21 protein-coding genes and 1 pseudogene are annotated in these 23,993 nt (G+C 72.5%); 11 read left to right on the plus strand and 11 right to left on the minus strand.

Annotated features, from left to right (window positions below; translation table 11 throughout):
- The first annotated feature begins 66 nt into the window (after positions 1 to 66).
- Together AB0898_RS27175 and AB0898_RS27180 are read left to right on the plus strand one after the other, a co-directional pair.
- On the plus strand, positions 67 to 552 hold the full coding sequence (locus AB0898_RS27175; RefSeq protein WP_366805623.1) for an SRPBCC family protein: 486 nt from the start codon (positions 67 to 69) through the stop codon (positions 550 to 552).
- 187 nt (positions 553 to 739) lie between these two features.
- The gene (locus AB0898_RS27180) at positions 740 to 1,111 is read left to right on the plus strand and encodes a DoxX family protein (protein WP_366805624.1); all 372 of its coding nucleotides are present in this window, start codon (positions 740 to 742) and stop codon (positions 1,109 to 1,111) included.
- 117 nt (positions 1,112 to 1,228) lie between these two features.
- Here the strand turns inward: AB0898_RS27180 and AB0898_RS27185 are convergent, their stop codons facing one another.
- On the minus strand, positions 1,229 to 2,164 hold the full coding sequence (locus tag AB0898_RS27185) for a LysR family transcriptional regulator (protein WP_366805625.1): 936 nt from the start codon (positions 2,162 to 2,164) through the stop codon (positions 1,229 to 1,231).
- A 119-nt stretch (positions 2,165 to 2,283) separates the two neighbouring features.
- On the opposite strand from AB0898_RS27185, the gene AB0898_RS27190 reads away from it, so the two are divergent.
- The 4 genes from AB0898_RS27190 (at position 2,284) to AB0898_RS27205 (ending at position 5,599) form a co-directional block, all read left to right on the plus strand.
- Complete coding sequence (locus AB0898_RS27190) at positions 2,284 to 2,370, plus strand: putative leader peptide (RefSeq protein WP_366805700.1); 87 nt, start codon at positions 2,284 to 2,286, stop codon at positions 2,368 to 2,370.
- Between the two features lie 215 nt (positions 2,371 to 2,585).
- Complete coding sequence (ssuE, locus tag AB0898_RS27195) at positions 2,586 to 3,140, plus strand: NADPH-dependent FMN reductase (RefSeq protein ID WP_366805626.1); 555 nt, start codon at positions 2,586 to 2,588, stop codon at positions 3,138 to 3,140.
- Positions 3,141 to 3,201: 61 nt separating this feature from the next.
- Complete coding sequence (locus AB0898_RS27200) at positions 3,202 to 4,425, plus strand: SfnB family sulfur acquisition oxidoreductase (RefSeq protein ID WP_366805627.1); 1,224 nt, start codon at positions 3,202 to 3,204, stop codon at positions 4,423 to 4,425.
- Between the two features lie 28 nt (positions 4,426 to 4,453).
- On the plus strand, positions 4,454 to 5,599 hold the full coding sequence (locus AB0898_RS27205) for an LLM class flavin-dependent oxidoreductase (RefSeq protein ID WP_366805628.1): 1,146 nt from the start codon (positions 4,454 to 4,456) through the stop codon (positions 5,597 to 5,599).
- Between the two features lie 50 nt (positions 5,600 to 5,649).
- Here AB0898_RS27205 and AB0898_RS27210 read toward each other — a convergent pair whose 3' ends face one another.
- The 6 genes and pseudogenes from AB0898_RS27210 to AB0898_RS27235 form a co-directional block, all read right to left on the minus strand.
- The gene (locus AB0898_RS27210) at positions 5,650 to 7,017 is read right to left on the minus strand and encodes an LLM class flavin-dependent oxidoreductase (RefSeq protein ID WP_366805629.1); all 1,368 of its coding nucleotides are present in this window, start codon (positions 7,015 to 7,017) and stop codon (positions 5,650 to 5,652) included.
- Positions 7,014 to 7,388: pseudogene (locus tag AB0898_RS27215) on the minus strand (ATP-binding cassette domain-containing protein); the annotation flags it as partial. The pseudogene AB0898_RS27215 and the gene AB0898_RS27210, both read right to left, overlap by 4 nt.
- A gap of 72 nt (positions 7,389 to 7,460) precedes the next feature.
- The gene (locus AB0898_RS27220) at positions 7,461 to 7,589 is read right to left on the minus strand and encodes a hypothetical protein (RefSeq protein WP_366805630.1); all 129 of its coding nucleotides are present in this window, start codon (positions 7,587 to 7,589) and stop codon (positions 7,461 to 7,463) included.
- Positions 7,590 to 7,626: 37 nt separating this feature from the next.
- Positions 7,627 to 8,847 (minus strand): acyl-CoA dehydrogenase family protein, encoded by a 1,221-nt coding sequence (locus tag AB0898_RS27225; protein WP_366805631.1) that lies wholly within the window; start codon positions 8,845 to 8,847, stop codon positions 7,627 to 7,629.
- Between the two features lie 176 nt (positions 8,848 to 9,023).
- Positions 9,024 to 9,113, minus strand: coding sequence for a putative leader peptide (locus AB0898_RS27230; protein WP_351257587.1), 90 nt, complete (start codon positions 9,111 to 9,113; stop codon positions 9,024 to 9,026).
- Between the two features lie 355 nt (positions 9,114 to 9,468).
- Positions 9,469 to 10,734, minus strand: a complete 1,266-nt coding sequence (locus AB0898_RS27235) for an MFS transporter (protein WP_366805632.1) — start codon at positions 10,732 to 10,734, stop codon at positions 9,469 to 9,471.
- Between the two features lie 98 nt (positions 10,735 to 10,832).
- Between AB0898_RS27235 and AB0898_RS27240 the strand changes: the two genes are divergently transcribed.
- The gene (locus AB0898_RS27240; RefSeq protein WP_366805633.1) at positions 10,833 to 11,360 is read left to right on the plus strand and encodes a MarR family transcriptional regulator; all 528 of its coding nucleotides are present in this window, start codon (positions 10,833 to 10,835) and stop codon (positions 11,358 to 11,360) included.
- 80 nt (positions 11,361 to 11,440) lie between these two features.
- Here AB0898_RS27240 and AB0898_RS27245 read toward each other — a convergent pair whose 3' ends face one another.
- On the minus strand, positions 11,441 to 12,637 hold the full coding sequence (locus AB0898_RS27245; RefSeq protein ID WP_366805634.1) for a M20 family metallopeptidase: 1,197 nt from the start codon (positions 12,635 to 12,637) through the stop codon (positions 11,441 to 11,443).
- A gap of 32 nt (positions 12,638 to 12,669) precedes the next feature.
- Positions 12,670 to 14,061 (minus strand): MFS transporter, encoded by a 1,392-nt coding sequence (locus AB0898_RS27250; protein WP_366805635.1) that lies wholly within the window; start codon positions 14,059 to 14,061, stop codon positions 12,670 to 12,672.
- 69 nt (positions 14,062 to 14,130) lie between these two features.
- Here AB0898_RS27250 and AB0898_RS27255 point away from each other — a divergent pair, with 69 nt between their 5' ends.
- Positions 14,131 to 15,264: an Lrp/AsnC family transcriptional regulator gene (locus tag AB0898_RS27255; protein WP_366805636.1), complete on the plus strand. Its 1,134-nt coding sequence runs from the start codon at positions 14,131 to 14,133 to the stop codon at positions 15,262 to 15,264.
- Between the two features lie 50 nt (positions 15,265 to 15,314).
- Here the strand turns inward: AB0898_RS27255 and AB0898_RS27260 are convergent, their stop codons facing one another.
- Entirely contained in the window at positions 15,315 to 16,535 is a 1,221-nt protein-coding gene (locus tag AB0898_RS27260; RefSeq protein ID WP_366805637.1) for a metallophosphoesterase, read from the minus strand.
- Positions 16,536 to 16,881: 346 nt separating this feature from the next.
- Between AB0898_RS27260 and AB0898_RS27265 the strand changes: the two genes are divergently transcribed.
- Positions 16,882 to 19,194: a protein kinase domain-containing protein gene (locus tag AB0898_RS27265; RefSeq protein ID WP_366805638.1), complete on the plus strand. Its 2,313-nt coding sequence runs from the start codon at positions 16,882 to 16,884 to the stop codon at positions 19,192 to 19,194.
- A gap of 30 nt (positions 19,195 to 19,224) precedes the next feature.
- On the opposite strand, the gene AB0898_RS27270 is transcribed toward AB0898_RS27265, so the two are convergent.
- A complete protein-coding gene (locus AB0898_RS27270) occupies positions 19,225 to 21,075 on the minus strand; it encodes a hypothetical protein (protein ID WP_366805639.1) in 1,851 nt (616 codons plus the stop codon).
- A gap of 447 nt (positions 21,076 to 21,522) precedes the next feature.
- Between AB0898_RS27270 and AB0898_RS27275 the strand changes: the two genes are divergently transcribed.
- Both AB0898_RS27275 and AB0898_RS27280 read left to right on the plus strand, forming a co-directional pair.
- Positions 21,523 to 23,487: a protein kinase domain-containing protein gene (locus tag AB0898_RS27275; RefSeq protein WP_407078416.1), complete on the plus strand. Its 1,965-nt coding sequence runs from the start codon at positions 21,523 to 21,525 to the stop codon at positions 23,485 to 23,487.
- A 74-nt stretch (positions 23,488 to 23,561) separates the two neighbouring features.
- Entirely contained in the window at positions 23,562 to 23,909 is a 348-nt protein-coding gene (locus AB0898_RS27280) for a zinc ribbon domain-containing protein YjdM (RefSeq protein ID WP_366805641.1), read from the plus strand.
- The last annotated feature ends 84 nt before the right edge of the window (positions 23,910 to 23,993 follow it).

Raw genomic sequence — 23,993 nt, forward strand, 5'->3', positions numbered from 1 at the left:
GCGCTTCGAGCGCCGTTCCGCCGAACCTCGGCGCCTGCGACTTTCGATGCAACCGAAGGGGTCACCGTGTCAGACCTGATCGAACTGTCCGAGTTGCGGGTGCGGCGTGAGCGGTGGATCGACGCGCCCCCGCAGACCGTGTACGACCTGATCAGCGACGTGGAGGCATCCGCCGCGTGGACACCCGACCTGGTCTCCGCCACGTACGAGACCGAGGGTGTGCCACGGGTCGGCGCATGGTTCACCGCCGTCAACGCCGACGTGCGGCACGAGCGCGAGTGGGTGACGCGGTCACGCGTCCACGCGGCTGAGGCCGGACGCGCATTCGCCTGGTACGTCGTGATCCAGGGCGTGGACGCCACGCTGTGGCACTACCGCCTCCGGCCTCAGGACGGGGGCACCCTCGTGACGGAAAGCTGGCAGGTCGAACACCTCTTCCCGGTCATGGGCAGGAGCCGGGAGGAACTCCTCGACCTGAAGGCGCACAACACGGCGGGCATGGAGGCGACGCTGGACGCCCTTGCCGAGGTGGCGGCTGGACGTGGGCGCTGAGTCCGAGGAGGTGGGGGTGCGCGCACCCGCACGTCTCGCTATATACGTGTGCTAGCAGATGTTCTTGCGAGCAGAACATCTGTGGCGCATAGTGGAGCTCCATGGCCGGCTGGTCGACTCCCTCCGACCTTCCCTCCTGCTGTCCAGTCGACTTCCGTGTGCAAGTTCCTTCTGCCGATGGGAAATCGTGAACATAGTTCTGTGGGTCATCGCTGCACTGCTCGCCGCGGCTTTCCTTTTCTCCGGCCTGTTCAAGCTGGCCCTGTCCCACGAGAAGTACGTCGCCGCTCAGGACTGGGCCGCCGGCGCACCGCGCTGGGCTCCGCGCGCGATCGGCACGCTGGAGGTGCTGGCCGCGATCGGCGTGGTGCTGCCCGCCATTGTCAACGTCGCGCCGATCCTGGTCCCGATCGCCGCAACCGGACTGGTCCTGGTGATGATCGGCGCCGTGGCGATGCACCTGCGACGCGAAGAGATCCCGGCGCTCGCGCCCAGCGGAGTACTGCTGATCCTGGCCGCCGTGGTGGCGTGGGGCCGGTTCGGACCGTACGCGTTCTGACCCGGAGCAAGGGCCGTGCGGCGCCTCGCGATCGAGGCATCGCCGGCGCGGTGCGGCTCGGCCACCGTCACCCGCCTCTGGGGCCACCCGGTGAGGTCGGCGGAGCGTGGAGTGTTCCTACGGCTGGGTACCGCCGGGCGTCGGAGCGGCGGTCGTGCCCGTGAGGGCGGCCGCGCGGGTCAGCAGTGAGGCGTGCAGGGCGCGTACGGCTCTTGGTGTGTCGCCCTTGCGGCGTTGCAGCACGACCAGTACGCGCGTCGTCTCGTCGAGCAGGGGACGGTACGTGATCAGGCCCGCACGCTCCAGCGGGTCGCCCGCCACGCTGAAGTCCGGCAGCAGCGTGGCGCCCAGGCCCTCGGCGACCAGGACCTTGCCGAGTTCGGCGCCGTCCGTGGAGTAGGCGAACTGCGGGGCGGTGCCGCCGAACAGGCGGTGGGCGTAACGGTGCATGACGTAGCCCGCGCGCATCCCGATCAGCGGGACCTCCGCGAGGTCGGCGGGGGTGAGGGCGCCGCGCTCGGCCAGGGGATGGTCGGTGCGCAGGCAGACGACCGGGCGGCCGCGCAGCAGCTCGGTCGTCTGCAGATCGGGTGGGGTGTCGTCGCCGTCGAGGTAGTTGACCAGGCCCAGGTCGAAGCGGCCCTCACGCAGGCCCCGGTGGATGTCGTCCTGCTGGGAGCCGACCATCTCGACCTGCGTCGCCGGGTTCTCCGCGCGGAAGTCGCGCACGGCGGGCACGAGGAGCGGGACCGTCGCCGCGTTCACCGTGGCGACGCGGACCATCCGGCTGCTGTGGTGCTGGTCGTGCGCCGCGCTGCGCAGCCGGTCCACGGCTTCCAGGACGCCGATGATGTGGGGCAGCAGCTCCTGCCCCTCGTCGCTGATCTTGGCGCCCGAGCGGTGCCGGTCGAGCAGCGCGACCCCGAGCTCCCGCTCCAGATTGCGCACGGTCTCGCTCAACGCCGGCTGGGATATGTGCAGTTCCAGCGCCGCGCGCCGCAGCGAGCCGAGCCGGGTGACCGCCTCGATGTACTCCAGCTGTTCGGTCCGCACTCCGGATCCCTCACCACCGTAGGCGTAGGGGCAGTATCCCCAGGGTACAAGGGAAACCCTATCAGGGCCTCGTGATTACCGACTCGACGGACCGCCCGGACGGCTGCTTGAATCGAGCCATGGACGCAGGGCGAGAAAACCTCACGCGGCGACGTCACGTCGACCTCGCGCGGGTCTGCAGCGCCACCTGTCGTTCCTCCCGCTGAGCCCTTCCGCGGCTCCTCGCGCCCGAACTCCTCCTGCCTGTGCGGCGGTTGAGGACGAATCCCGTGCGCGACGCGTTCTTCCGCCACGGCGGCCGGCCGCAGTCACGGCTGACCTGCCCCCGCGCCCGTACCCCCGCACCCGTACCCATGGCCGCCCCTGTCGCGGGCCCCTCCCGCTTCCGACTCCCGCATCCCGACTCCGCAAAGGACTCGCTGTGGCCTTTCTCCTGACCCTCACCGGCAGTGCCTCCGCCCCCGGTTCCTCCCGCACCGCCCATCTCGTCGCGCACCTGGGCCGGCGGTTCACCGAGGACGGCCACGAGGTCCACCACGTCGACGTGCGCAGCCTGCCCGCCGAGGCGCTCCTGTCGGCCGACGCCACGGACCCCGGCGTCGCGCGGGCCGTCGCGCTGGTGGCCCGCGCCGACGCCCTGATCGTGGCGAGCCCCGTGTACAAGGCCGCGTACTCCGGAGTGCTCAAGGCCTTCCTCGATCTGCTGCCCCAGTACGCGCTGCGCGGCAAGGCGGTACTGCCGCTGGCCACCGGCGGTTCCCCCGCCCACGTCCTCGCCGTCGACTACGCGCTGCGCCCCGTACTCACCTCACTCGGTGCCGAGGTCGCGCACGGGTGGTTCGTCCTCGACCGGCACATCACCGTCGACGCCGACCGTGCCATCGCCCTGACCCCCGAGGCGGACGACGCCCTCACCCCGGTCGTCGACCGGTTCCGCGCGGCGCTGCCCGGCCGCTCCCGGCTCGCCGCCGCCTGACCGTGGCTATCGGCTTCCCCTTTCACCTTGTCGTCCCTCACTTCGCGGAAGGGCCCACGCCATGACCCCTGCCACCCGCTCGACCCGCTCCACCCGTGTCACCCCGTTCGGCCCGGACGCCACCGACATCCAAGTGCTCTCCGTCGTACGCGAGTTGGCTTCCAGGTGCGCCGCGGAGGACGCCCGGCGTGACGCCGAGCGGATCCTCCCGTACGACGAGATCCGCGACCTGGGCGAGGCGGGCCTGTTCACGCTGACCGTGCCCAAGGCGCACGGCGGGCCCGAGGTGTCGACGCGCACGCTCGGCGAGGTGTTCACCGAACTGACCGCGGGCGACGCCAGCATCGGGCAGATCCCGCAGAACCACTACTTCTTCGTCAACGTCCTTGCCTCCGCCGGGACTCCGGACCAACAGGCCTTCTTCTACGAGGAGATCCTCCAGGGGCGCCACTTCGGAAACGCCCTGTCCGAGCGCGGCTCGCGCACCGCCCGCGACTTCGAGATCGGCTTCGCCCGGCAGCCCGACGGCAGCCGGATCCTGCACGGCACCAAGTACTACGCCACCGGCGCCCTGTTCGCCCACTGGATCCCCGTCTACGCCACCGACGAGGAGGGCCGGGTGCACGCGGCCTGGGTGCCGGCCGACGATCCCGGCGTCAGCGTCGAGGACGACTGGAACGGCATGGGCCAGCGCACCACCGGCAGCGGCACCGTCCGCTTCGAGCACGTCCGGGTACCCGCCGAGCGGATCGTGCCGGTGTACACGATCTTCGAGAAGGACGAGGTGTTCGGCGCGTTCGGGCAGTATCTGCACGCCGCCATCGACACCGGCATCGCGGTCGCCGCGCTGCGCGACGGCAAGCGGCTCATCCACGAACTGGCCCGCCCCCGCAAGGAGACCGGCCTCGACCGCGCCGCCGACGAGGAGGCGGTCATCGACCTCTTCGGCGGGCTGGCGCTGCGGGTGCGCACCGCCCGCGCCCTGCTCCGGGAGGCGGGCGAGGCCGTGGACGCCGCCCGCGCCGACCTGAACAGCCGTACGGCGGCGGAGGCTTCGGCCGCCGTGGCCGCGGCCCGCGCCCACTCCGACGAGGTCGCCCTGAAGGTGTCCAGCGGCATCTTCGAACTCATCGGCACCCGCGCCGCCGACCGCGCCCTGCGCCTGGACCGGCACTGGCGCAACGCCCGCACCCACACCCTGCACGACCCCCGCCGCCTCAAGCTGCGTTACCTCGGCGGCTGGGAGCTGAACGACACCCCGCCGCCCGCCAACGGCCTTGTCTGACCGACCCCGCCCAGGACTAAGGATCCCCATGTCCCTGACCTTCCACTGGTTCCTGCCCACCAACGGCGACAGCCGCCACATCGTCGGCGGCGGCCACGGCGTCCCCACCGGCTCGGCCGGCGGCGACCGGCCCGCCTCCCTCGCATACCTCGGTCAAGTCGCCCGTACCGCAGAGCAGTTGGGCTTTGAAGGTGCCCTCACGCCGACCGGCGCGTGGTGCGAGGACGCCTGGCTGACGACGGCGATGCTCGTGGAGCAGACCGAACGGCTGAAGTTCCTCGTCGCGTTCCGGCCCGGCCTGGTCGCGCCCGCGCTCGCCGCCCAGATGGCCGCGACGTACCAACGGCACTCCGGCGGGCGCCTGTTGCTGAACGTCGTCACCGGCGGCGAGGACCACGAGCAGCGCGCGTACGGCGACTTCCTCGACAAGGAGGCCCGCTACGCCCGCACCGACGAGTTCCTGCACATCACCCGGGCCCTCTGGCGCGGTGAGACGGTCGACTTCGACGGCGTCCACGAGCGGGTCGCCGACGCCCGGCTGGCCCGCCTGCCCGACCCGATGCCGCCCGTCTACTTCGGCGGTTCCTCGAAGGCGGCGGGTCCGGTGGCCGCCCGGCACAGCGACGTCTACCTCACCTGGGGCGAGCCGCCCGCGCAGGTCGCCGAGAAGATGGGCTGGATCCGCACGCTGGCGAGGGCCGAGGGCCGCGAGGTGCGCTTCGGGATACGGCTGCACGTCATCGCACGCGACACCGCCGAGGAGGCGTGGGCGCAGGCCGGGCGGCTGCTGTCCGGCATCGACCCACAGGTGATCGCCAATGTCCAGGCGGGCCTTGCCCGTTCGGGCTCCGAGGGGCAGAAGCGGATGCTCGCGCTGCACGGCGGCTCCACCGACGGACTGGAGATCCACCCCAACCTGTGGGCCGGTGTCGGTCTCGTGCGCGGCGGCGCGGGCACCGCCCTCGTCGGCTCGCACACCGAGGTCGCCGACCGCATCGCCGAGTACCACGCCCTCGGCATCGACGAGTTCGTGCTCTCCGGCTACCCGCACATCGAGGAGGCGTACTGGTTCGGCGAGGGTGTCCTGCCCGTCCTCGCCGAGCGCGGCCTGTGGCGCCACCCGGACGCGGCGGCGCTGGACCGGACTCCGCCGGCGGTGCCGTTCGCCTCGTGACCCGCATGCGTGAGGCCCCCGGGTGGTTCCCGGGGGCCTCATGTGTGCCGTCAGCCGCGGCGGTGCCGCGCCGCCGGGTGGGTCGCGGGCAGGCGGTCGCCCCGCCCGAACAGCTTCTGCCGCAGCGTGCCCTCCTCGTACGCCGTCTTCAGCAGGCCCCGCTTCTGGAGCACCGGCGCCAGGTGGTCCGCGAAGTCCGTGAAGGTGCCGGGGCTGGTCACGTACGCGAGGTTGATGCCGTCCACCCCCGCGTCGCGCCACCGCTCCAGCTCGTCGGCGATCCGCTCCGGCACCCCGGCCACCGGCCGTGTCCAGGCGCGCGCCCGCAGCACCTCACCGAACGTCCACGTCTTGTCCGGTGCCCCCTCCACGAGCGAACGCACGAAGCCCTGCACGCCGTTCGTGTCGATCTCGCCGACGGGGGAGTCGAAGTCGACCTGTGACAGGTCGAGTTGGAGTGAGCCGGACATGTGGGCGGCGAATCCCTCCAGGCTCGTGTGCTCCCGGTAGTCCGCCAGCTTGCGTTCCGCCTCCTCCTCGGTGCTGCCCACGATCAGCGTGAGCCCCTGGAAGAAGAGGATGTCGCCGCCGTCCCGGCCGTGCGCCACCGCCCGCGCCCGGACATCGTCCACCTGCGTCCGCGCGCCCTCCGGCGAGACGGCGCCGAGGAAGACCGCCTCCGCGTTACGGGCCGCGAACTCCCGTCCCCGTTCGGAGGATCCGGCCTGGAACAGGATCGGGGTGCGCTGCGGCGAGGGCTCGGAGAGGTGCGGGCCGTGCACGCGGTAGAAGCGGCCCTCGTGGCGCACGTCGTGGATGCGTGCCGGGTCGGCGTACACGCGCCGCTCACGGTCGCGGACGACGGCGCCGTCCTCCCAACTCCCCTCCAGGAGCTGGTAGAGCACGTCCGTGTACTCCTCGGCGCGCTCGTACCGCTCGTCGTGCGGCGGAAGTCCGTCCAGACCGAGGCCGCGTGCCGCCGACTCCAGATACGACGTGACGATGTTCCACGCGACCCGCCCCTGGGTGAGGTGGTCGAGGGTGGAGAGCCGGCGCGCGAAGTTGTACGGGGGTTCCTGGAGGACCGACTGGGTGAAGGCGAGACCGAGGTGCTCGGTGGCGTGGGTGATCGCGGCGATGAGCAACGACGGGTCGTTGACCGGTATTTGGAGCCCCTCGCGCACCGCCGTGTCCCGCGAGCCGCGGTAGGTGTCGTACGTACCGATGACATCGGCGAGGAAGAGCGCGTCGAAGTACCCGCGCTCCAGGGTGCGGGCCAGCTCCGTCCAGGTCTCCAGGTCGGTGTAGGAGGTCTGGCTCGTGTCGTCGCGCACCCACTGGCCGTGGTTGATGTGCGAGACGCAGTTCATGGCGAAGGCGTTGAAGCGCAGCGGCCGGGGTGCGGAGGTGTCGGTCATCGGGTGGCTCCGGTGGGGGTGGTCGTGGTGTGCGGACGTACGGTGTCCAACAGGGCGCGGGTGCAGGGGTGTCGGGGCGCGGTGAAGAGGTCCTCGGCGGGGCCCGACTCCACGACGCGGCCGTCCTTCATCACGAGGACCTCGTCGCTGACGTGCCGGACCACGCCGAGGTCGTGCGAGATGAAGAGAGGGGCGAGGCCGAGGGTCTCCTGGAGTTCGGCCGGCAGATCGAGCACCTGGGCCTGCACGGAGACGTCGAGCGCGGACACCGGCTCGTCGAGCACCAGGACGGTCGGGTCCGGCGTCAATGCCCGTGCGAGCGCGACGCGTTGCCGCTGTCCTCCGGAGAGGGCCAGCGGGTGCCGGTCGAGGGCGCCGTTCCCGCTCGGACAGCTCGCTCCACGGCGCGCCGTGCAGGTGGACCGCGATCTCACCGCCCCGCATCACCGCCACCCGGCCCGCGAGCCGCCGGGGGCGGGGCGGGCCGACACGGTGGACGTGGTGTCGGTGGCTCCGCAGGCGGTGGTCGGCAGGGGCAGGAGGGCGGCGGCGAGTGAACGGGGTCGTTTCACGGAGGCTCCGGAGAGGGCGTGGGGGGCGGGGCGGCGGTCAGAAAAAGCCGTTGAGCGGGGGCGGGCTGTCGTTGAGGAGCCAATCGCCGGTGACGCGCGCCTTGTGCGCGATCGGGTTGTGCGAGGCGACGGTGCGGGCGGCGCGCCAGTGCCGGTCCAGGTGGTGCTCGCGCAGGGTCGCGGAGGCGCCGCCGACGTCGTAGAGACGCTCACCCGCACTCAACGCGGCGCGCGCGGCGGTCACTTGGGCTTGCGCCACCGTGACGGCTGCGGCGTGCAGGGCCTGCGGATCGCCGGTGACGCCGTCGCTTTCGCCCTCGCCCTCGCCGTCGGCGGCGTGCAGGGCGAGCGCCGCGTCGATCTCGGCGGCCGCGTGCAGCACCACGGTCTCCGCCGCGAGCGCCCCGGCGGCCATCTCGCCGACGGCGAGTTGGACCAGCGGATCCTCGACCGCCTTTGTGACACCGGCGTGTTGGACGGGGCGCGCCTTCTCGCGGGCGTACGTCACCGCGTCCGCGAGGGCCGCCTTCGCGATGCCGGCGTGCACGGCGGCCAGGAACAGCTGGTAGTACGGGCCCAGATGGGTACGGCGCTGCCGCCCTGTCGCGTCGAGCGCGATCTCGTCCTCGTACGCGACCACGTTGCTGAGCCGTGTGGTGCCGGACGCCGTGGTGCGCTGGCCGAGTGCGTCCCAGTCGTCGAGCAGTTCGACGCCCTCCCGGCCGGCCGGCAGCACGACCCGCACCCGGCGGTCCTCGTCGTCGAGCGCGATGACGACGACGTGATCGGCGAAGAGAGCGCCCGTCGAGTAGAACTTCGTTCCGTCGACACGGTAGTTCGCGCCGTCGCGGCGGATACGGGTCCTTATCTCGCCCGGGTGCGCGGTGCCGCGCTCGGAGGCCGCGTTGCCGAACAGCTCGCCGGCGACCACCTTCGGGTACCAGCGGTCGCACTCGGCCAAGGTGCCCTGGCTGATCAGCAGTTCCACGAAGCCGAAGTGCGGGCGCAGCGCCTGCGCCACGTTGGAGTCCGCCTCGGCCAGGGCGATGACGACGCGGAACAGGTCGACGAGCGAGCCGCCCGCGCCCCCGTGCTCACGCGGAACACGGAGTGCGCCCAGGCCGCTGTCCCGTACCAACTGCACACTCTCATAGGGAAGTTCGCGAGCCGCCTCCAAGGGGGCGGCGACGGCACGGATACGGTCGAGCAGGGCGGCGGGGATCGCTGCGGGGATGCGCGGGGTGACGGACGAGGACATGGAGAAGCCTCCGGAGGGCGGCAGAGCGTGTCGGCGGGCGCGCGAAGCAAGGGGCGGACGGTCAGCCCCGGCGGTCGGCCTTCAGAAGTGCGGCGACCTCACGTCGGCATCGACGGACCCCTCCGGGCCACCGAAGGCCGGGAGACGGAGGAGGTGCCGGAAGGCGGCGCGGGGTGTTACGCGACAGCGCGGCGACAGACGGCACTCGAAACACGCGACAGGTCGACATGACGTCGCCGTGTGAGTTCCTGCCGTTCGTCGGACATACCCCCGATTCAATCAGCCGGCCCGGTAGGCGGTCGAGTCGGCATTGGCGAAGCACCTATCGGGATTCCCTTCCACCGGGTGCGGGACCGCCGGGCAACGTGACGGCCGGGGAGAGGGACGTGCCATGGGTGGTACGCCACGGCATCAGAGCCAGGCCAGGGTGAATGAACCTCCGTATCAGCTACCAGACTTGGGAGCGTATGCCCTCGGTGTTTACCTTGGACGTCCCGTCCCGGCGGAGCTCTCCGCCGGGACGGGACGGAATCGCTCGCGAGTCGGATCAGCTACGAGGAGTCGCTGGTCTCGCGGATGCCGTCGCCCGGTTCACCGGGTGAGGGGGAGGCCGCCGGTTCGTCAGGCCGTGTTCGTCGTCTTGCTGAGGGAGCGGGCGTCGGTCCCGGGGGTGTCGTCGGGCTGGTCGAGGCGGAGGGTTCGGACGCCGGGGACCAGGGCCGTGGCGGTGCAGACGGTGGCGACCAGGGCGGCCGAGAGGGCGAAGGGGAGGCGGGGGCCCCAGGTGTGGAGGGCGATCGGGGCGAGGATGACGCCGAGGGGCTGGGCGGCGAGGGAGAGCAGCCAGTCGTAGGAGCTGACGCGGGCGAGGACGTGCTGCGGGATGACCGTCTGTACCGCGGTCTGCCAGGTGGGGTTCAGGAAGCCGAGGCCGGCCATGGCGATGCCGTAGCCGGTCACGAGTACGGGTACCGGGGCGCCGATCGCGAAGAGGGCCAGAGGGATGGCGTAGGTCGCCAGGACCAGGTTGCCGGCGAGGATCGGGCGGCGGGGGCGGGCCCGTGCGGCCAGGAGTGAACCGGCCAGCAGGCCGACTCCGCCCGCCTGGGTCACCGCGATCCAGGTGCCCTGTCCGCCGAGTTGGGTGACCGCGATGAGCGGGCCGAGGGTGAGCAGGACGTTGGCGACGAAGTTCCAGGTCGCGTGCGCGATGAGGCTGATCCAGTACCAGTCCCGGGCGCGTACCTCGGTCCAGCCCTCGACCAGGCCGGCGAGGATCGCGCGCCGGGCGCCGGCCGGTGTCGCCTCCCGGTTCAGGCGGACGAGGAGCATCATGGCCGCGCTGACGGCGAAGGCGGCGGAGTCGAGCACGAAGACCCAGCCGATGCCGACCGCCCATATCAGCGTGCCGGCCAGGGCGGGGCCCGCCAGCTGGGACACGCTCTTGGCCACGCCCATCAGCGAGTTGGCCGTCCGCCGCTCGGGGCCGGAGCCGGGGATCACCCGGGTGACCAGCGGCGCGAGGTTGGAGAGGCCGACCGCCGAGGCCACTCCCGCCACCGCCTGGGCCACGGCGATGAGCGCGATCGAGGGGTGGCCGCCGACCAGTTGGACCGCGACGAGGGCCTGTGTCAGGACCCGGGTCAGGTCGGCGCCGAAGGCCACCCGGCGGGTGTCGTAGCGGTCGGCCACCACTCCGGCCACGGGCAGCGTGAGCAGCCGGGCGCCCAGGGCGCAGCCGAGCACCATGGCCAGGGCGGACGCCGATCCGGTCACCTCGATCACGGCGAGGCTCAGAGCGGTGGGCACCAGCGCGTCGCTGAGCGTGGACATGGTGCGGCTGACGAAGAGCAGCCGGAAGTCACGAAGGCGGAGAGGGTGAGTCACCCCGGCACTTTACTTCGACGCCGCAATATTTGGCAGCACAATATTCGGAAGAGTAATGTACGGCGGTGTAATTTGTGACGATGAAGTAGATTGGTTCCATGACCGCACGTGACTCGGTGGACGACCACCTCAACCGCTGGCTCAAGGTGCTGCCCTCCCTCGATCCGACGGTCGAGGGAGTGGTGAAGCGGATGTGGGTGCTGACCAAGCACCTGGGCGCCACGAAGGAGGAGTCGCTGGCCGCCCACGGTCTGCAGACCTTCGAGTACGTCACGCTGCACGCCCTCGCCGGCCGCGAGGGCGTGGCCTCCCCGTCCGAACTGGCCACCGACCTCAAGCTGTCCCCCTCCGCGATGACCGGCCGGCTCGACGGTCTGGAGCAGCGCGGCTTCGTCCGCCGCAGCCCCAGCACCGTCGACCGGCGCAGACTCGACGTCCGGCTGACCGACGAGGGGCGGGCCGCCTGGCAGGGCGCCCTGGAGAGCCAGGGCCGGGAGGAGCACCGCATTCTGCGCGCGCTGTCCCCCGACGAGCGGGGACAGTTGGAGGACCTGCTGCGGCGGGTCCTGATCGAGGCCGAACAGCGGGACGACCAGCGCGACGACCAGCGCGACGACCTCCGCTGAAGGTCACCGGCCCCCGGCGCAGCCGGTCGCGGGCCGGCTGATCCCCCGCCGGTCATCCGGCCGGCGCCCGGCCGGACCGGTCACCGCTTGTCCGCACGCCCCGTCGCCAGCCCCGCCAGCAACGCCGCCGCCACGTCCAGGACCGAGTCGTCGAACGCCGCGACCGGCGAGTGGTTGTACGCCGCCGTGAACGGGTCCAGTTCCGGCGGACAGGCCCCCAGCATCAGGTACGCGGACGGCACATGTTCGCCCAGCAGCCCGAAGTCCTCCGACCCCGTGATCGCGTGCGGCAGCTCCACGCAGCGCTCGGCGCCGACCAGTTCACGGGCCGTCGACACCGCGAACGCCGTCTCCGCCGCGTCGTTCACCGTCACCGGGTACCCCTCGCGGAACTCCGCGTCCACCTCCAGCCCGTGCGCCGCCGCGATCCCGCGGACGAGCCGCAGCGACTCCTCCCGCACCCGCTCCCGCGTCTCCCGCGAGAACGACCGTACGGTCGCCGCGAACGCGGCCTCGTCCGGGATGACGTTGTCCGCCGTCCCCGCGTGGAAGCTCCCCACCGTGACCACCACCGGGTCGAACGCGTCGAACCGCCGTGTCACCATCGCCTGCAGCGCGGTGACCGCCTCGCACGCAGCCGGCACCGGGTCCAGCGCGGTGTGCGGCATCGAGCCGTGGCCGCCCCGCCCGCGCATGGTCACGGCCAGCACGTCCGCCGCCGCCATCACCGGGCCGGGCCGGGTCGCCACCCAGCCGTGCGGCAGCAGCGCCGAACCGACATGCAGCGCGTACGCGGCGACGACCCGCTCACCGGCCGCGTCGAGCACCCCCTCCTCGATCATCAGCCGCGCCCCGCCGAGGCCCTCCTCACCCGGCTGGAACATGAACACCACGTCCCCCGCCAGCTCCTCCCGCCGCTCCGCGAGCAGCCGGGCCGCGCCGACCAGCGCGGCGGTGTGCAGATCGTGCCCGCAGGCGTGCATCGCCCCCGGAATCCGCGAGGCGTACGGCAGACCCGAGGTCTCCTGGACCGGAAGGGCGTCCATGTCGGCGCGCAGCAGTACGGCGGGCCCCGGGCGTCCGCCGCGCAGCACGGCCACGACCGAGCTGAGCTCGCGGCCCAGGGTGATCTCCAGCGGCAGGCCCTCCAGCGCGTCCAGGACCCTGGCCTGGGTCAGCGGCAGATCGAGCCCGATCTCCGGCTCCCGGTGCAGCGCGCGGCGCAGCTCCACCAGGTCGGGACGTATCGCGGCCGCGGCATCGGTCAGGCTGGTCACAGCATCTCCTTCGGGTTCCACGGAACGGTCGGTCAGACGGACTCGACGGCGACGGGCACCCCGCCGCCTCCCCACAACGCCAGCGCCACCGGCGCCCCCAGCGCGCCGAGCGTCGCGCAGCCCAGCCACACCGCTACGTACGCGCCCTCCTGCGGCACGCCGGCCCGCAGCACCGCCGCGTTCAGCAGCGCCGTACCGGCCGCGCCGGTCGCCGCGCCCGCGAGCGTCTTGAGCGTGTTGTAGACGCCGGTGCCGACACCGGTCTGCTCGGCCGGCAGCCGACGCATCAGCAGCGCGGGCAGCAGGCTCAGCCCGAGCCCGCCGCCGAACCCGATCATCAGACCGGTCGGCACGAAACTCGCCGCCGTGCCGTGCCACAGCGCGATCGCCACATAGCCGACGGCCGACAGCGCGAAGCCGCCCACCAGCACCTGCCGTACGCCGAACCGGCGCCCGAGCCGGTCCGCCACCAGCGCGCCGATCAGCGCGCCGAGCACGGACGGCACGGTGAGCAGGCCCAGCAGATCGCTGTCGGCCCGCAGCCCGTACCCCGTCACCGCAGGGTCCGCGGCCTGGAAGCTCCGGGTGGGGGCCTGGGCGCCGTACAGCACGCAGCCGAGCAGGAAGCTCAGGCCGAACACCGGTGCCGTCGCCCGTCCGGTCAGCACGCGCAGGTCCAACAGCGGTGTCCTGGTGCGCAGTTCGTGCCGGACGAACAGCGCGAACAGTCCGGCCCCGGCCAGCAGCAGCGCCACCGTGCCGAGAGCGCCGAGGCCGCCGGCCCCGCTGAAGCAGCCGAACAGCAGGCTCAGCCCGAGCGAGAGCAGCGCCGCGCCCCGCCAGTCCATCCGGCCCGAGGCCCGGACGTTCGACTCCGGCACGCCCAGGCCGACCAGCAGCAGCCCGAGCAGCGGGACCGCCGTCAACCCCCACAGCAGCGGCCGCAGTTCGTCGTGCCCCGCTCCCAACATGCCGACCAGGACGGCCCCGACGATGCTGCCGACGGTCAGTGAGCCGACCAGCTGCCCCACCGCGCGGCCGCCCCGCTCGGGGCCGACGAGGTCGCGGACCAGCGCGAACTGGAGCGGCAGCCAGCAGGGCAGGAAGCCCGCGAGCGCCCGGCCGGCCAGCAGCATCGCGAGCGATCCGGCGGTCGCGGTGAGCACGTAGCCGGCGAAGGTGACCAGGAGCGTGATCCACAGCCAGCGGCGGTGGCCGAGGAGATCGCCGAGCCGGGAGGTCACCGGTACGACCATGCCCGAGACCAGGAACTCGACCCCGGTGGCGAGGGACTGGTCGCCCGCCCCCAGGTGCAGCCGGTCCGCCAGACCGGGCAGCAGCACCGGAAAGCCGCCCTGGAGCATCCCGCTGCCGAACTCCAGCAGTACCAGCAGGGCGACGACACGTGCGGCGGACCGGGGCATGGGCGGCTCCTGAGTGAACGTCCGGGCGGCGCTCGGCGGTTGGCGAATGCGTGACAGGTGGCCGACAGAATGGCTAACCTCGTGCGCCGTGACACCGGACTGCGTGAATCGGCCTCGACAGGCCTCGCCGTGCACGGATCCGCCGTGAACGACGAGCTGGACCTCGCCCTGGTCGACGCCGTGCGGGTCGCCCCGCGTGCGCCCTGGTCGAAGCTGGCCGGACCGCTGGGCGTCGACCCCGCCACCCTGTCGCGGCGCTGGGCCAGGCTGGCGTCGTCCGGGGACGCCTGGGTGACCTGCTATCTGTCGGTGGACCGGCTGGGAAGCGGACTCACCGCGCTGGTCGAGGTCGACTGCGTGGCCGGGCGGGTCATGGACGTCGCCGCCCGGCTGTCCGCCCAGCCCTGGGTCGCCTCCGTCGAGATCGTCTCCGGCGGTACGGACCTGGTGCTCACCGTGGCCGCGCTGGGCCCCGCGGAGCTGGGCCGGTGCGTGCTGCGGCACATCGCCACCGTGCCGGGCGTCCGGGCCACCCGCACCTCGCTGGTCGAGCGGACCCTGCGGGAGGGCAGCCGCTGGCGCGACGGCGCACTCGACCCCGAGCAGCGCCGCGCCCTCGCCGCGACGGCCGGCGACCGCGGCGGCGCGCACCGGGCCGCCACGCCCCCGGCGGACTGGCGGACCGATCTCGCCCTCGCCCAGGCCCTCGGCGCCGACGGCCGGATGCCGCTCGCCGAACTCGCCCACCGCACCGGCCTGCCGGCCACCAGCCTGCGCCGCCGGCTGTCCCGCCTTCGCTCGGACGGCCGGCTCGTCCTGCGCTGTGACGTCTCCCCGCGCCTCAACGGCCACCCGCTGGGCACCATGCTCTGGCTGGATGTCCCGGCCGCCGAACTCCCCTCGGTGGTACCGACACTGGCCGAACTCCCACAGCTCCGGATGTGCGCGGTGACCCTGGGAAGCGCCAACCTGGTCGCCTACGTGGTCACCCACCACCCCTCCGAACAGCGCCGTTTCGAACAGGAACTCACGGCACGCTTCCCCGGAGTTCGCCTGCTGTCACGCCAACTGGTGTTCGGCACGGTGAAGTTGGTCGGCCATCTGCTCGACGCGGAGGGGCGGGCCGCCGGCTATGTCCCGATCGCCCTCGCCGACCAGCTCTGCGAGGGACGGCTGCGACCGGACGTGCCGCCCGTGGAGTGAGGTGGCCTGCCCGATCCGGAATGCGAGCCTCGCCCAGCGGCGAACCCGCCCTACGACGAGGCGGATTCCTGCGCGGAGCGGAGTACGAGCAGGGTGATCTCGCTCGGGGCGAAGACGCGGAAGGGTGGGCCCCAGAAGCCGGTGCCGCGGCTGGTGTAGAGGAGGGTGCGGGGGCCGTGGTGGGTGAGGCCGGCGAGGGCGGGCTGGTCGATGCGGACCAGGTGGTGGAAGGGCCAGATCTGGCCGCCGTGGGTGTGGCCGGAGAGCTGGAGGTCGATGCCGTGGGCCGCCGCGCGGTCGATGAACTTGGGCTGGTGGGCGAGGAGGAGGACGGGCAGATCGGGATCGGCGCCGGTCAGGGCCTCCGTGAGGTTCGCGCGGTGGCCCGGCAGGCCCGAGGACTCGGCGGTGACGTCGTCGACGCCGGCGACCACGAGGGTGTCACCCCCGCGTTCGAGCAGCAGATGGCGATTGCGCAGCGGCTCCCAGCCCAGCTCGTCCATCAGGTCGACCCAGCCCTGGGCCTCGCTGTAGTACTCGTGGTTCCCGGTGACGTAGACACGCGCCCGGGTCGCCCGCACCGTACCCAGCGGGGCCGCCTGGGCGCGGCGGCGGTCGGCCGTACCGTCCGCGATGTCGCCGGTGTGGCAGACCAGGTCGGCCTCCAGGGTGTTCACCGTCTCGCAGACCCGCTCCGACCAGCGGGCGCGGTCGAGCGGGCCGTAGTGGGTGTCGGTGATCAGGACGACGCGGGTGCCGTCCAACCCGGCGCCCAGTCGCGGGAGTCGCACGTCGAGCCGACGTACGCGGGGCACGCGCCGGGCCTCGGTGTATCCCCAGACGAGCAGTACGGCGGCCACGCCGAGGACGGCCCAGGTCACGATGCGCGCCCGGTCCTGTCCGTCGCCGACGCCGGCCACGGTCAGGGCGAGCCGCAGTAGGACACCGAGCAGCACCGACCAGGTGAACAGCACCCAGATGCCGCCCAGCAGCGTGTCACCGATGATCGCCGCCCGGTCCTGCTGGCGCCGGCCGTGGCCGCGTGCCATCGCGAGCGGCATACCGGTCAGGCCGAGGACGAACAGCGCGGTGCCGGTCAGCGTGGCGGGGAGCGGCCAGTGCTGGCCGGTGTACAGGAGGACCCAGCACGGCACGGTCCACAGCAGGACGGGGGCGACCAGGGGGATGTAGCGCATCAGGCGCTGCAGTCGGCTCCGTGGCGCCTCATGCGCTTCATCGGCGGCGGATCGGGTGTCGCTGGTCTCGGTCACGCTTCCCCTCCTGAGGTCCTGTCCGGCGGATCGTCCCCGTGGCGGAGCCGGGCGGTGGCACGGCGTGGTCGCCGTACCCGTCCGCCACTCGTGGCCCGGCGCGAACCGCCGCCCATGCCCTGATTCTGCTCCGCTTCGACCGCCGGAGCCCCTTGGACAGTTCATTGTCCGCCGTCGCGGAAAGAGCCGCCCTCCAGGGTCCGTTACGCGGTCGCGGGACGGCTCTGGGTTCCCCGTTCGTCACCCGCTGTGCCGTGCCGTACCGATGTGCGGCTAATTTGTGTGCAGCACAGGTACACAGGGCCGTGGTGGCAGAGGTGCACGGGGAAACGGGAGGTCGGGGACGGTGTCGCTGCGCGAGGGTGATCCAGCCGAGATCGGTGGTTATCCACTGGAGGCGCGGCTCGGCTCGGGCGGCATGGGCACGGTCTTCCTGGCCCGTACGGACTCGGGGCGGCCCGTCGCGATCAAACTCATCCACCGGCAGTTCGCGGAGGACGACGAGTTCCGTATCCGGTTCCGGCAGGAGGTGGCGGCGGCGCGGCGGGTGAGCGGCGCGTTCACCGCCGCCGTGGTGGACGCCGACTCCGAGGCCGGGCAGCCGTGGATGGCGACGGCGTACATCGAGGGTCGCACGCTCGCCCAGCACTGCGCCGCGGAGGGCCCGTTGAGCGGGGCGGAGCTGCGGAGGCTCGCCATCGGGCTGGCGGAGGCGCTGCGCGACATCCACCGCGTGGGGGTCGTCCACCGTGACCTGAAGCCCTCGAACGTCGTGCTCTCGCCCGAGGGCCCGCGCGTCATCGACTTCGGCATCTCGCGCGCCGCGGACCAGGAGACGCTGACGATGACGGGGCGGGTGATCGGTACGCCGCCCTTCATGTCGCCGGAGCAGTTGCAGGCGCCGCGTGACGTGGGGCCGCGGTCGGACGTCTTCTCGCTGGGCACGCTGCTGGTGTACGCGTCGACGGGCCGGGGTCCCTTCGACGCGGACAGCCCGTACATGACGGCGTATCAGGTGGTGCACGAGGAGCCGTCGCTCGATGCGGTGCCGGCGGCTCTGCGCGCGGTCGTCGAGCCGTGTCTGGACAAGGAGCCGAAGGGGCGTCCCACGACGGACGAACTCCTCGTGCTGCTGCGGGACTTGCCGGCCGACCTCGGGGGGACCGGTGGGGCGGAGGCGGCGGGAGCCGGTGCGGGCCGTACCCGCGACATGATCACCCAGCATCACTCGGCGACGGCGGACACCCCGGCGCCGGGCACTCCGCCGCCGGCCGGCTCGGCCGCCCCGGCCCCCTCGGCGTCGGCCCCGGCCGCCGCCCCTGCCGGTCCCGGCGCGGAAAGCGCAGGCACCCCCACCGACCGCCGTCCCCGCCGTCGATGGCGGACCGCGCTCGCCTCCGCGGTCGCGGTGGCGGCGATCGGCGGGGGAGCCGCCGCACTGAACACGGTCGGCTTCGGGGACGACAGCGGCGTCCACAGCAGCGGCGGCAACGGCAAGGGCGTCGGCGTCGCGTCGGCGCAAGCCACGCTTCCGGCGGGCTTCAAGCCGTGGCGCACGACCGTCCAAGGAGGTCAGGACGTCCCCGACGAACTGCGCTGTGTCGCGCGCGGCGACGCGCTGTACTGCGGGGGCGGCGGTGTGGTCGCGACCCGTATGAAGGTGGCGGACGGCTCGCGGGTGTGGACGGAGAAGAGTCCCGGCATCCCCGCTCAGGGCATGTACATGGTGGGCGCCACGGACGACACCGTGCTCGGCTACCGCATCGCCGCCCAGGACAACCCGCAGGACCCTCCCACCGAGGTGGTGGGCCTCGACGCGAAGAACGGCCGGGAACTGTGGTCCGCGCCGTCCGGCGCCCAGTCCCAGTTCATCACGGGCCGGACGCAGGACGCCGTCGTCGCCGGCTCCGCCGTCGTGATGGTCGACGGTTCCGACTCCCGCCTGGAGGCGCGCGACGCGCACAGCGGCGACCTCGTCTGGGCTACGCCGTTTCCGGCGGGTACGCAGTGCGCTCCCGTCCCGGTGGGCCGGCTGCTCTTCGCGATGTGCGCGACGTACGAGGAGGCGGACGGCCCGGAGGTGCGTCACCCCCTCCTGTACCCGGTCGACCGGGCCTCGGGGAAGCTGGGCGCCGCCATCGCGGTCGACGGCCCCGCCGTCCCGATGGGGGTCGCCGACGGCAAGCTCGTCCTCCTCCAGGAGCACACGGAGGTGTCGGAGTCGGTCGAGTACCACGGGGTGGTGAGGGTCGACCCGGCCTTGCGGAAGGTCACGTACTCCCGGACGGACCGGGTCTACACCGGGACCCCCGGCATGGTGGACGGCACCGTCTACCTGAGCGGGCAGACCGGCCTCATCACGGCGCTCGACCCCGCGACCGGCCGGAGGAAGTGGTCGCGGCAGACGGACGTGGAGGGCGCGTCGGGTCCCGTCTCGGCGTCCGGCACCCTCTACTTCAGCTCGGCCACCGGCCGGGTCGTCGCCCTCTCCCCGAACGACGGCACCTCCCTGTGGGAGACGGTGCCCCAGGCCAACGGCCTGACGGGCGAACAGGGCGCGAGCCCGCGCGTCACCGTCGCGGGGCGCGTGGTGGTCGCGGCGGCGGCGAGGAACACGCTGTTCGCCTTCGACACGCGGAAGCCGCCGAAGTCGGGCTGACCTTCGCGCCCCGTGCGCGTGGTGGCGGTGTCAGCTGGAGCCGGGCGGCTTCGGCCACTCCTCGCCCTTCGCCGCGGCGTCGAGGACGTCCCCCAGCCGCAGCCACGCGGTCGGACCGGAGTACGACGCCGGGCTGGTGGCGAAGCGGGACCACGCGGCGTCGTCGTCGCCGAGCGCGGTGAGGACGGCCGAGGCGACGGCCGCGTGGGCGGTTCCGTGCCGGGCGCCGCCCACGGTGAGCGCGCTCCAGGCCGGCAGGGCCCGCACCAGTTCCGGCCGGCAGTCCGGGAGCGCGAGCAGCTGTCGTGTCCAGGCCTCCCGCGGACCGGGGCCGCCGCCCAGCCGCCGGCGGAGGTCCATGGTGATCCGGAGCAGCGCCGTGTCCGGTGCGGAATGGAAGGCGAGTACGTCGGGCAGGGGGAGCTTCGGCCGGTACGACACGTGGGCGAAGGAGAGCAGCGCCTTTTCGGTCAGCTCGTCGTCGGTGTGCCGGGCCAGGTAGTCGCGCAGGGCCTCGTCGGGAGCGTTGGCGAGGTCCCGTACGGTGATCCGTTCCGGATCGCCGAGTGCCGACCGGCGCGACGGCGCGGAGGGATCCGCCAGGATCCGCTCGATGGCGGCGCGCAACTCGGTCAGTCGCCTGTTGTCCTGCTCCGTGCGGAAGTCCGTGTAGTCCCATCGGTCGCGCGTGCGTGGCCGGACGTGCCGGACCACTGCCTTCGCCTTCTCCTTCACCTCGTCCGTCAGAAGAGGCAGGTGCAGGAGCATGGCGTGGACCCATTGCAGGTTCTGGGGACGCGGGCCGATGTGCCTGTCCTCGGGCTCCCACAGGCGCAGAGCCTTGACCGCTGTGTCCGCGAAGAGACGGCCGAGGGGGACGAGGAGTTCGTCGGACGCGAGCCAGGTGTGCGGTTCGCCGTAGCGGGTCTTCGCCCGGGAGGGGGCGAGGAGGTGGCGCCATGGCCCGGCTGCGGCGGATTCGACCCAGTCGACCGCCGAGCGAAGAACGTACTTCAGCTCGTCCTTCCCCATGTCGAAGATGTCCTCGACGTACTCGCGCTGCCGGGGTGCGAGCATGTCCAGTTCGGGGGCGAGCCGGGAACGGACTTCGTCCGGGGCCACGCCCTCCCGCGCCATGAGGCACATGCGGGTGATCAACTCGTCGGCGGTGAACTCGGCAAGGTGATCCCGGGCGGCCTCTTCCAGCAGGGACGGTTCGACGTCCCAGGGGGCGGCGCCCAGGAGATGGTCGCGTATGACGTGCTTCGTGAAGTCGTCCGGAGCCCATGCGACGAGGTGCCGGTGACGGCGGGTGTGCAGGGTCACCAGCTGCTCCCACATCGTCCTGAAAGCGCTGGTCGCGGCGCGGCGTTGCTTCATCCGGGCCAGGATGTCGTCGCCGTCCGTCTTGTCCTCGATCCCCAGGCGCGGGACTGTCGGCAGCAGATCCAGGGCGCCGGTGAACACCACGTCGTGCAGATCCGTCTCGCGCAGGACGAGCTGAGGCGCGGTGGGCTCTTCGAGGAGTGCGGGGGTCATGGGCTGCCCGTGCGGTCCCCGGCTCTCCAGTTCCGTGACGATCGCCCGCGCCAGTACGTCGCCGCAGCGAGAGTGGCCGAGGCCCGCCAGCTGCGGTGCCGAGCAGCGCCGCAGCGTCTCCGTGCGCAAGGCGTCGGAGCACGACGGGTGCGCGAGCACCACGGTGGCGAGGGGCAGACGCGCGCCCAGGTACGCAGAGGCATCCTTGGCCACGTCGCTCTCCACGGCCTCCTTGAGGATCCACTCGGGAGCCGTGTCACGCAGCGCCCCTCGGAGAAGAGCCAGCAGGAGGTCGTCGCGGGCGTCACCCGGCGGCAGATCCCGGACCTTCTCCACTGCCATGCGAACCGGCGGTGAGTCCGGGCTCGCCTCCGCGGCGAGCGTGAGGAGAAACGGAATGGGCAGCCCGGAACGCGGCTCTTCAGTGGTCATGCGCATCCCCCAAGGACGTCTTCGTGCGGAGCCCATCGTGGCGCATGCCACTGACAACGGCCCTCGCACGCGTCGTCGGCACCCCGCCATGGGGGAGGGTTGTCACGATCATGTGACTTTCGCCGGATCGAGACAACCTCACAGTTCCTTCACCTGTCACACAGGCGCTTTCATCGCTGAAGAAGGCCAGGCGGTTGAGGCGATGGTCCGCTCAACCGCCCGGCCGCCCACGACACATCAAGGAACGGACTGTCAGTGAGCGTTGCCGGATCTGGGGGACGGATTCAGCCTGGCCGAGCCGGTGATCCCTCCCGCGTCGGCCCGTACCGGATCATCGGACGTCTCGGTTCGGGAGGCATGGGTGTCGTGCACGCCGGTCTTGCCGCCGACGGGCTCCGGGTCGCGGTCAAGGTGATCCACCCCGCGCAGGCGGAGGACCCGGAGTTCCGGGCGCGGTTCCGCCGGGAGGTCCAGCTCTCCGCCCGGGTGAAGGGTCCGTGCCTCGTGCCGCTCCTCGCCGCGGACACCGAGGCCGCCGAGCCGTGGCTGGCGACCGCCTATGCCCCCGGTCCGACCCTCAACCAGCATCTGGCGGGCCACGGTGCGCTCGCCGACGGCACCCTCTACGCCTTTGCGACCGGGACCGCGCAGGCCCTGGCCGCCATCCACGAGGCCGGCGTCGTCCACCGGGACGTGAAGCCGCAGAACGTCATCCTCACCCCCGCCGGGCCCCGGGTGCTGGACTTCGGTATCGCCCGCGCCTCCGACGGCACCAGCGTCACGCGCACCGGTGTCATGACCGGCACCCCGGGCTGGATCAGTCCGGAGTACTACCGCTCCAGTACGGCCGGGCCCGAGGGCGACGTGTTCGCCTGGGGCGCGCTCGTCGCCTACGCCGCCACCGGCCGCCTGCCGTTCGGCACCGGTGCGCCGGACGCGGTCGCCTTCCGCGTCATGTCGGGCGAGCCGGATCTCGCCGGGGTCCCCGGGGAACTGCGGGAGATCCTGGAAAGGGCTCTGGCGAAGGACCCCTCCGAGCGGACGACCGCGGCCGAGGCGGAGGAGGCGTGTTCGAGGCTCCTGGCCGCGCAGGCCACCCGGGTCCTCGGCGACGGAGGGCTGGAGCCCACCCGGGTGGGCGAACTCGTCATGAACGAGTGGGACATGCCCACGCTGGACGACCCGGCCTGGCACGCGCCGACCCCGCCCTCCCGCAGGCGCGCCGTCCTGGCCGTCCTCGTCGCCGCGGCCGTGGCCGGGGGCGTCGCCGCCGGGACCGCCTTCGCCTTCCGCGGCAACGGTGACGGCGCCACCCCGGCCAGGACCGGCGTGGCCGGGCGCTCTCCGGGCGGGCACGGCGCGTCCACGGCCGCGCGCCCGAACGCCCCCGCCTCACCGGCACGCGCCGGCGGACCGGGGGGTACGAGTACGGCGTCGGCCGATCCGCGCGATGCCGTCGTCCCGTCGGATCCGCTGGCGGGCGTGGCCGACCCGGCCTTCACGCGGGCGGGCGAGACGACCGAACCGACGCCCGAGGAGTGGCGGGCGAGCACCGTCGCGAGCACCCCGGAGGAGAAGGGCGTCGACAAAGCGATACGGGACCGCATGACGGCCATGCTCGCCACCAAGGACATGGCCTTCATGACACCCACGGTCACGTTCAACAAGCGGGCGCAGACCGTGATGGTGACCGGCGGTCCGGTCTCCCAGATCCCCGAGGACGACCAGGAGGTGTTCCGCCGGGCCGCGGACATGGCGGCCTGCACCGCCCTCGCGTACCGGCTCGCGGACCACCCCACCACCTGGCCCTACGGGCGCTTCGTCATCTCCTGGAGGAACGTCGACGGCGACCTCGAACCGGGCGTCCTCGGCTTCGGCGAGGCCACCGACGGGTGCCACAACGTGATCGCCGGCCAGTGGCAGGGCGACGCGTCCGGCATCGCGACCGCCGCGATACCGAGCGGCGACAAGGCCGAGATCCGCGTCGCCGACGCCGCCGACAAGGCCATCACCGCCGACTGGAAGACCAGGACCGCCCAGGACGACGGCCTCGCGCCCCTTGCCGCGGACGACACGATCGACCTCGGCTTCGACCCGGTCGAGGGGGCCGCGTACGTATGGGCGCGGGACGCCAGCGGGGGACTCATGGGCCGGGCCCAGCGGGCCAATTTCCAGGACGCCGCCTCCACCGTCCTGTGCCGGAAGCTGACCGCCGAGTACCGCGTCAACCGGGCCTGGGACTACACCCGCTGGTCCGTCGCCGTCTACGAGGGGAACAGTGGTGAACCCGAACTCGTCGGCTCGGGCGAGTGCGCTCACTGAACCGCCGGGCTGACGGCGAGCGCGCCCGGAACTCGGGGCGGAAGGGGCGGCTCCGGGGCGGATAGGCTGGTCGGATGCTTGAGAATCCTCCTCCCTGTCCGAAGTGCTCCTGCGAGTACACCTACGAGATGAACGCCCTGGTGGTGTGTCCCGAGTGCGCCCATGAGTGGGAGCCCGGGGACGCCGGTGCCGAGGGCGGTGAGCGCGTCGTCAAGGACGCCGTCGGCAATGTGCTGCGCGACGGCGACAGTGTCGTGGTCGTGAAGGCGCTCAAGGTCAAGGGCAGTCCGTCCGGGATCAAGGCCGGTACCAAGGTGCGGAACATCAGGCTGGTCGACGGGGTCGACGGGCACGACATCGACTGCAAGGTCGACGGGTTCGGTGCGATGCAGCTGAAGTCGAGCGTGGTCAAGAAGGCCTGAGTCCGGACGGACACGGACTCCCCCTTCGGCGGGGGTCGCCACGGCCCTCGTCTCTTGAGGAATTGCAGAATTTCGCAATTGCTT

It is taken from the genome of Streptomyces sp. NPDC005435, from assembly GCF_040703155.1.
In the GTDB taxonomy this organism is placed as follows: Bacteria; Actinomycetota; Actinomycetes; order Streptomycetales; family Streptomycetaceae; genus Streptomyces.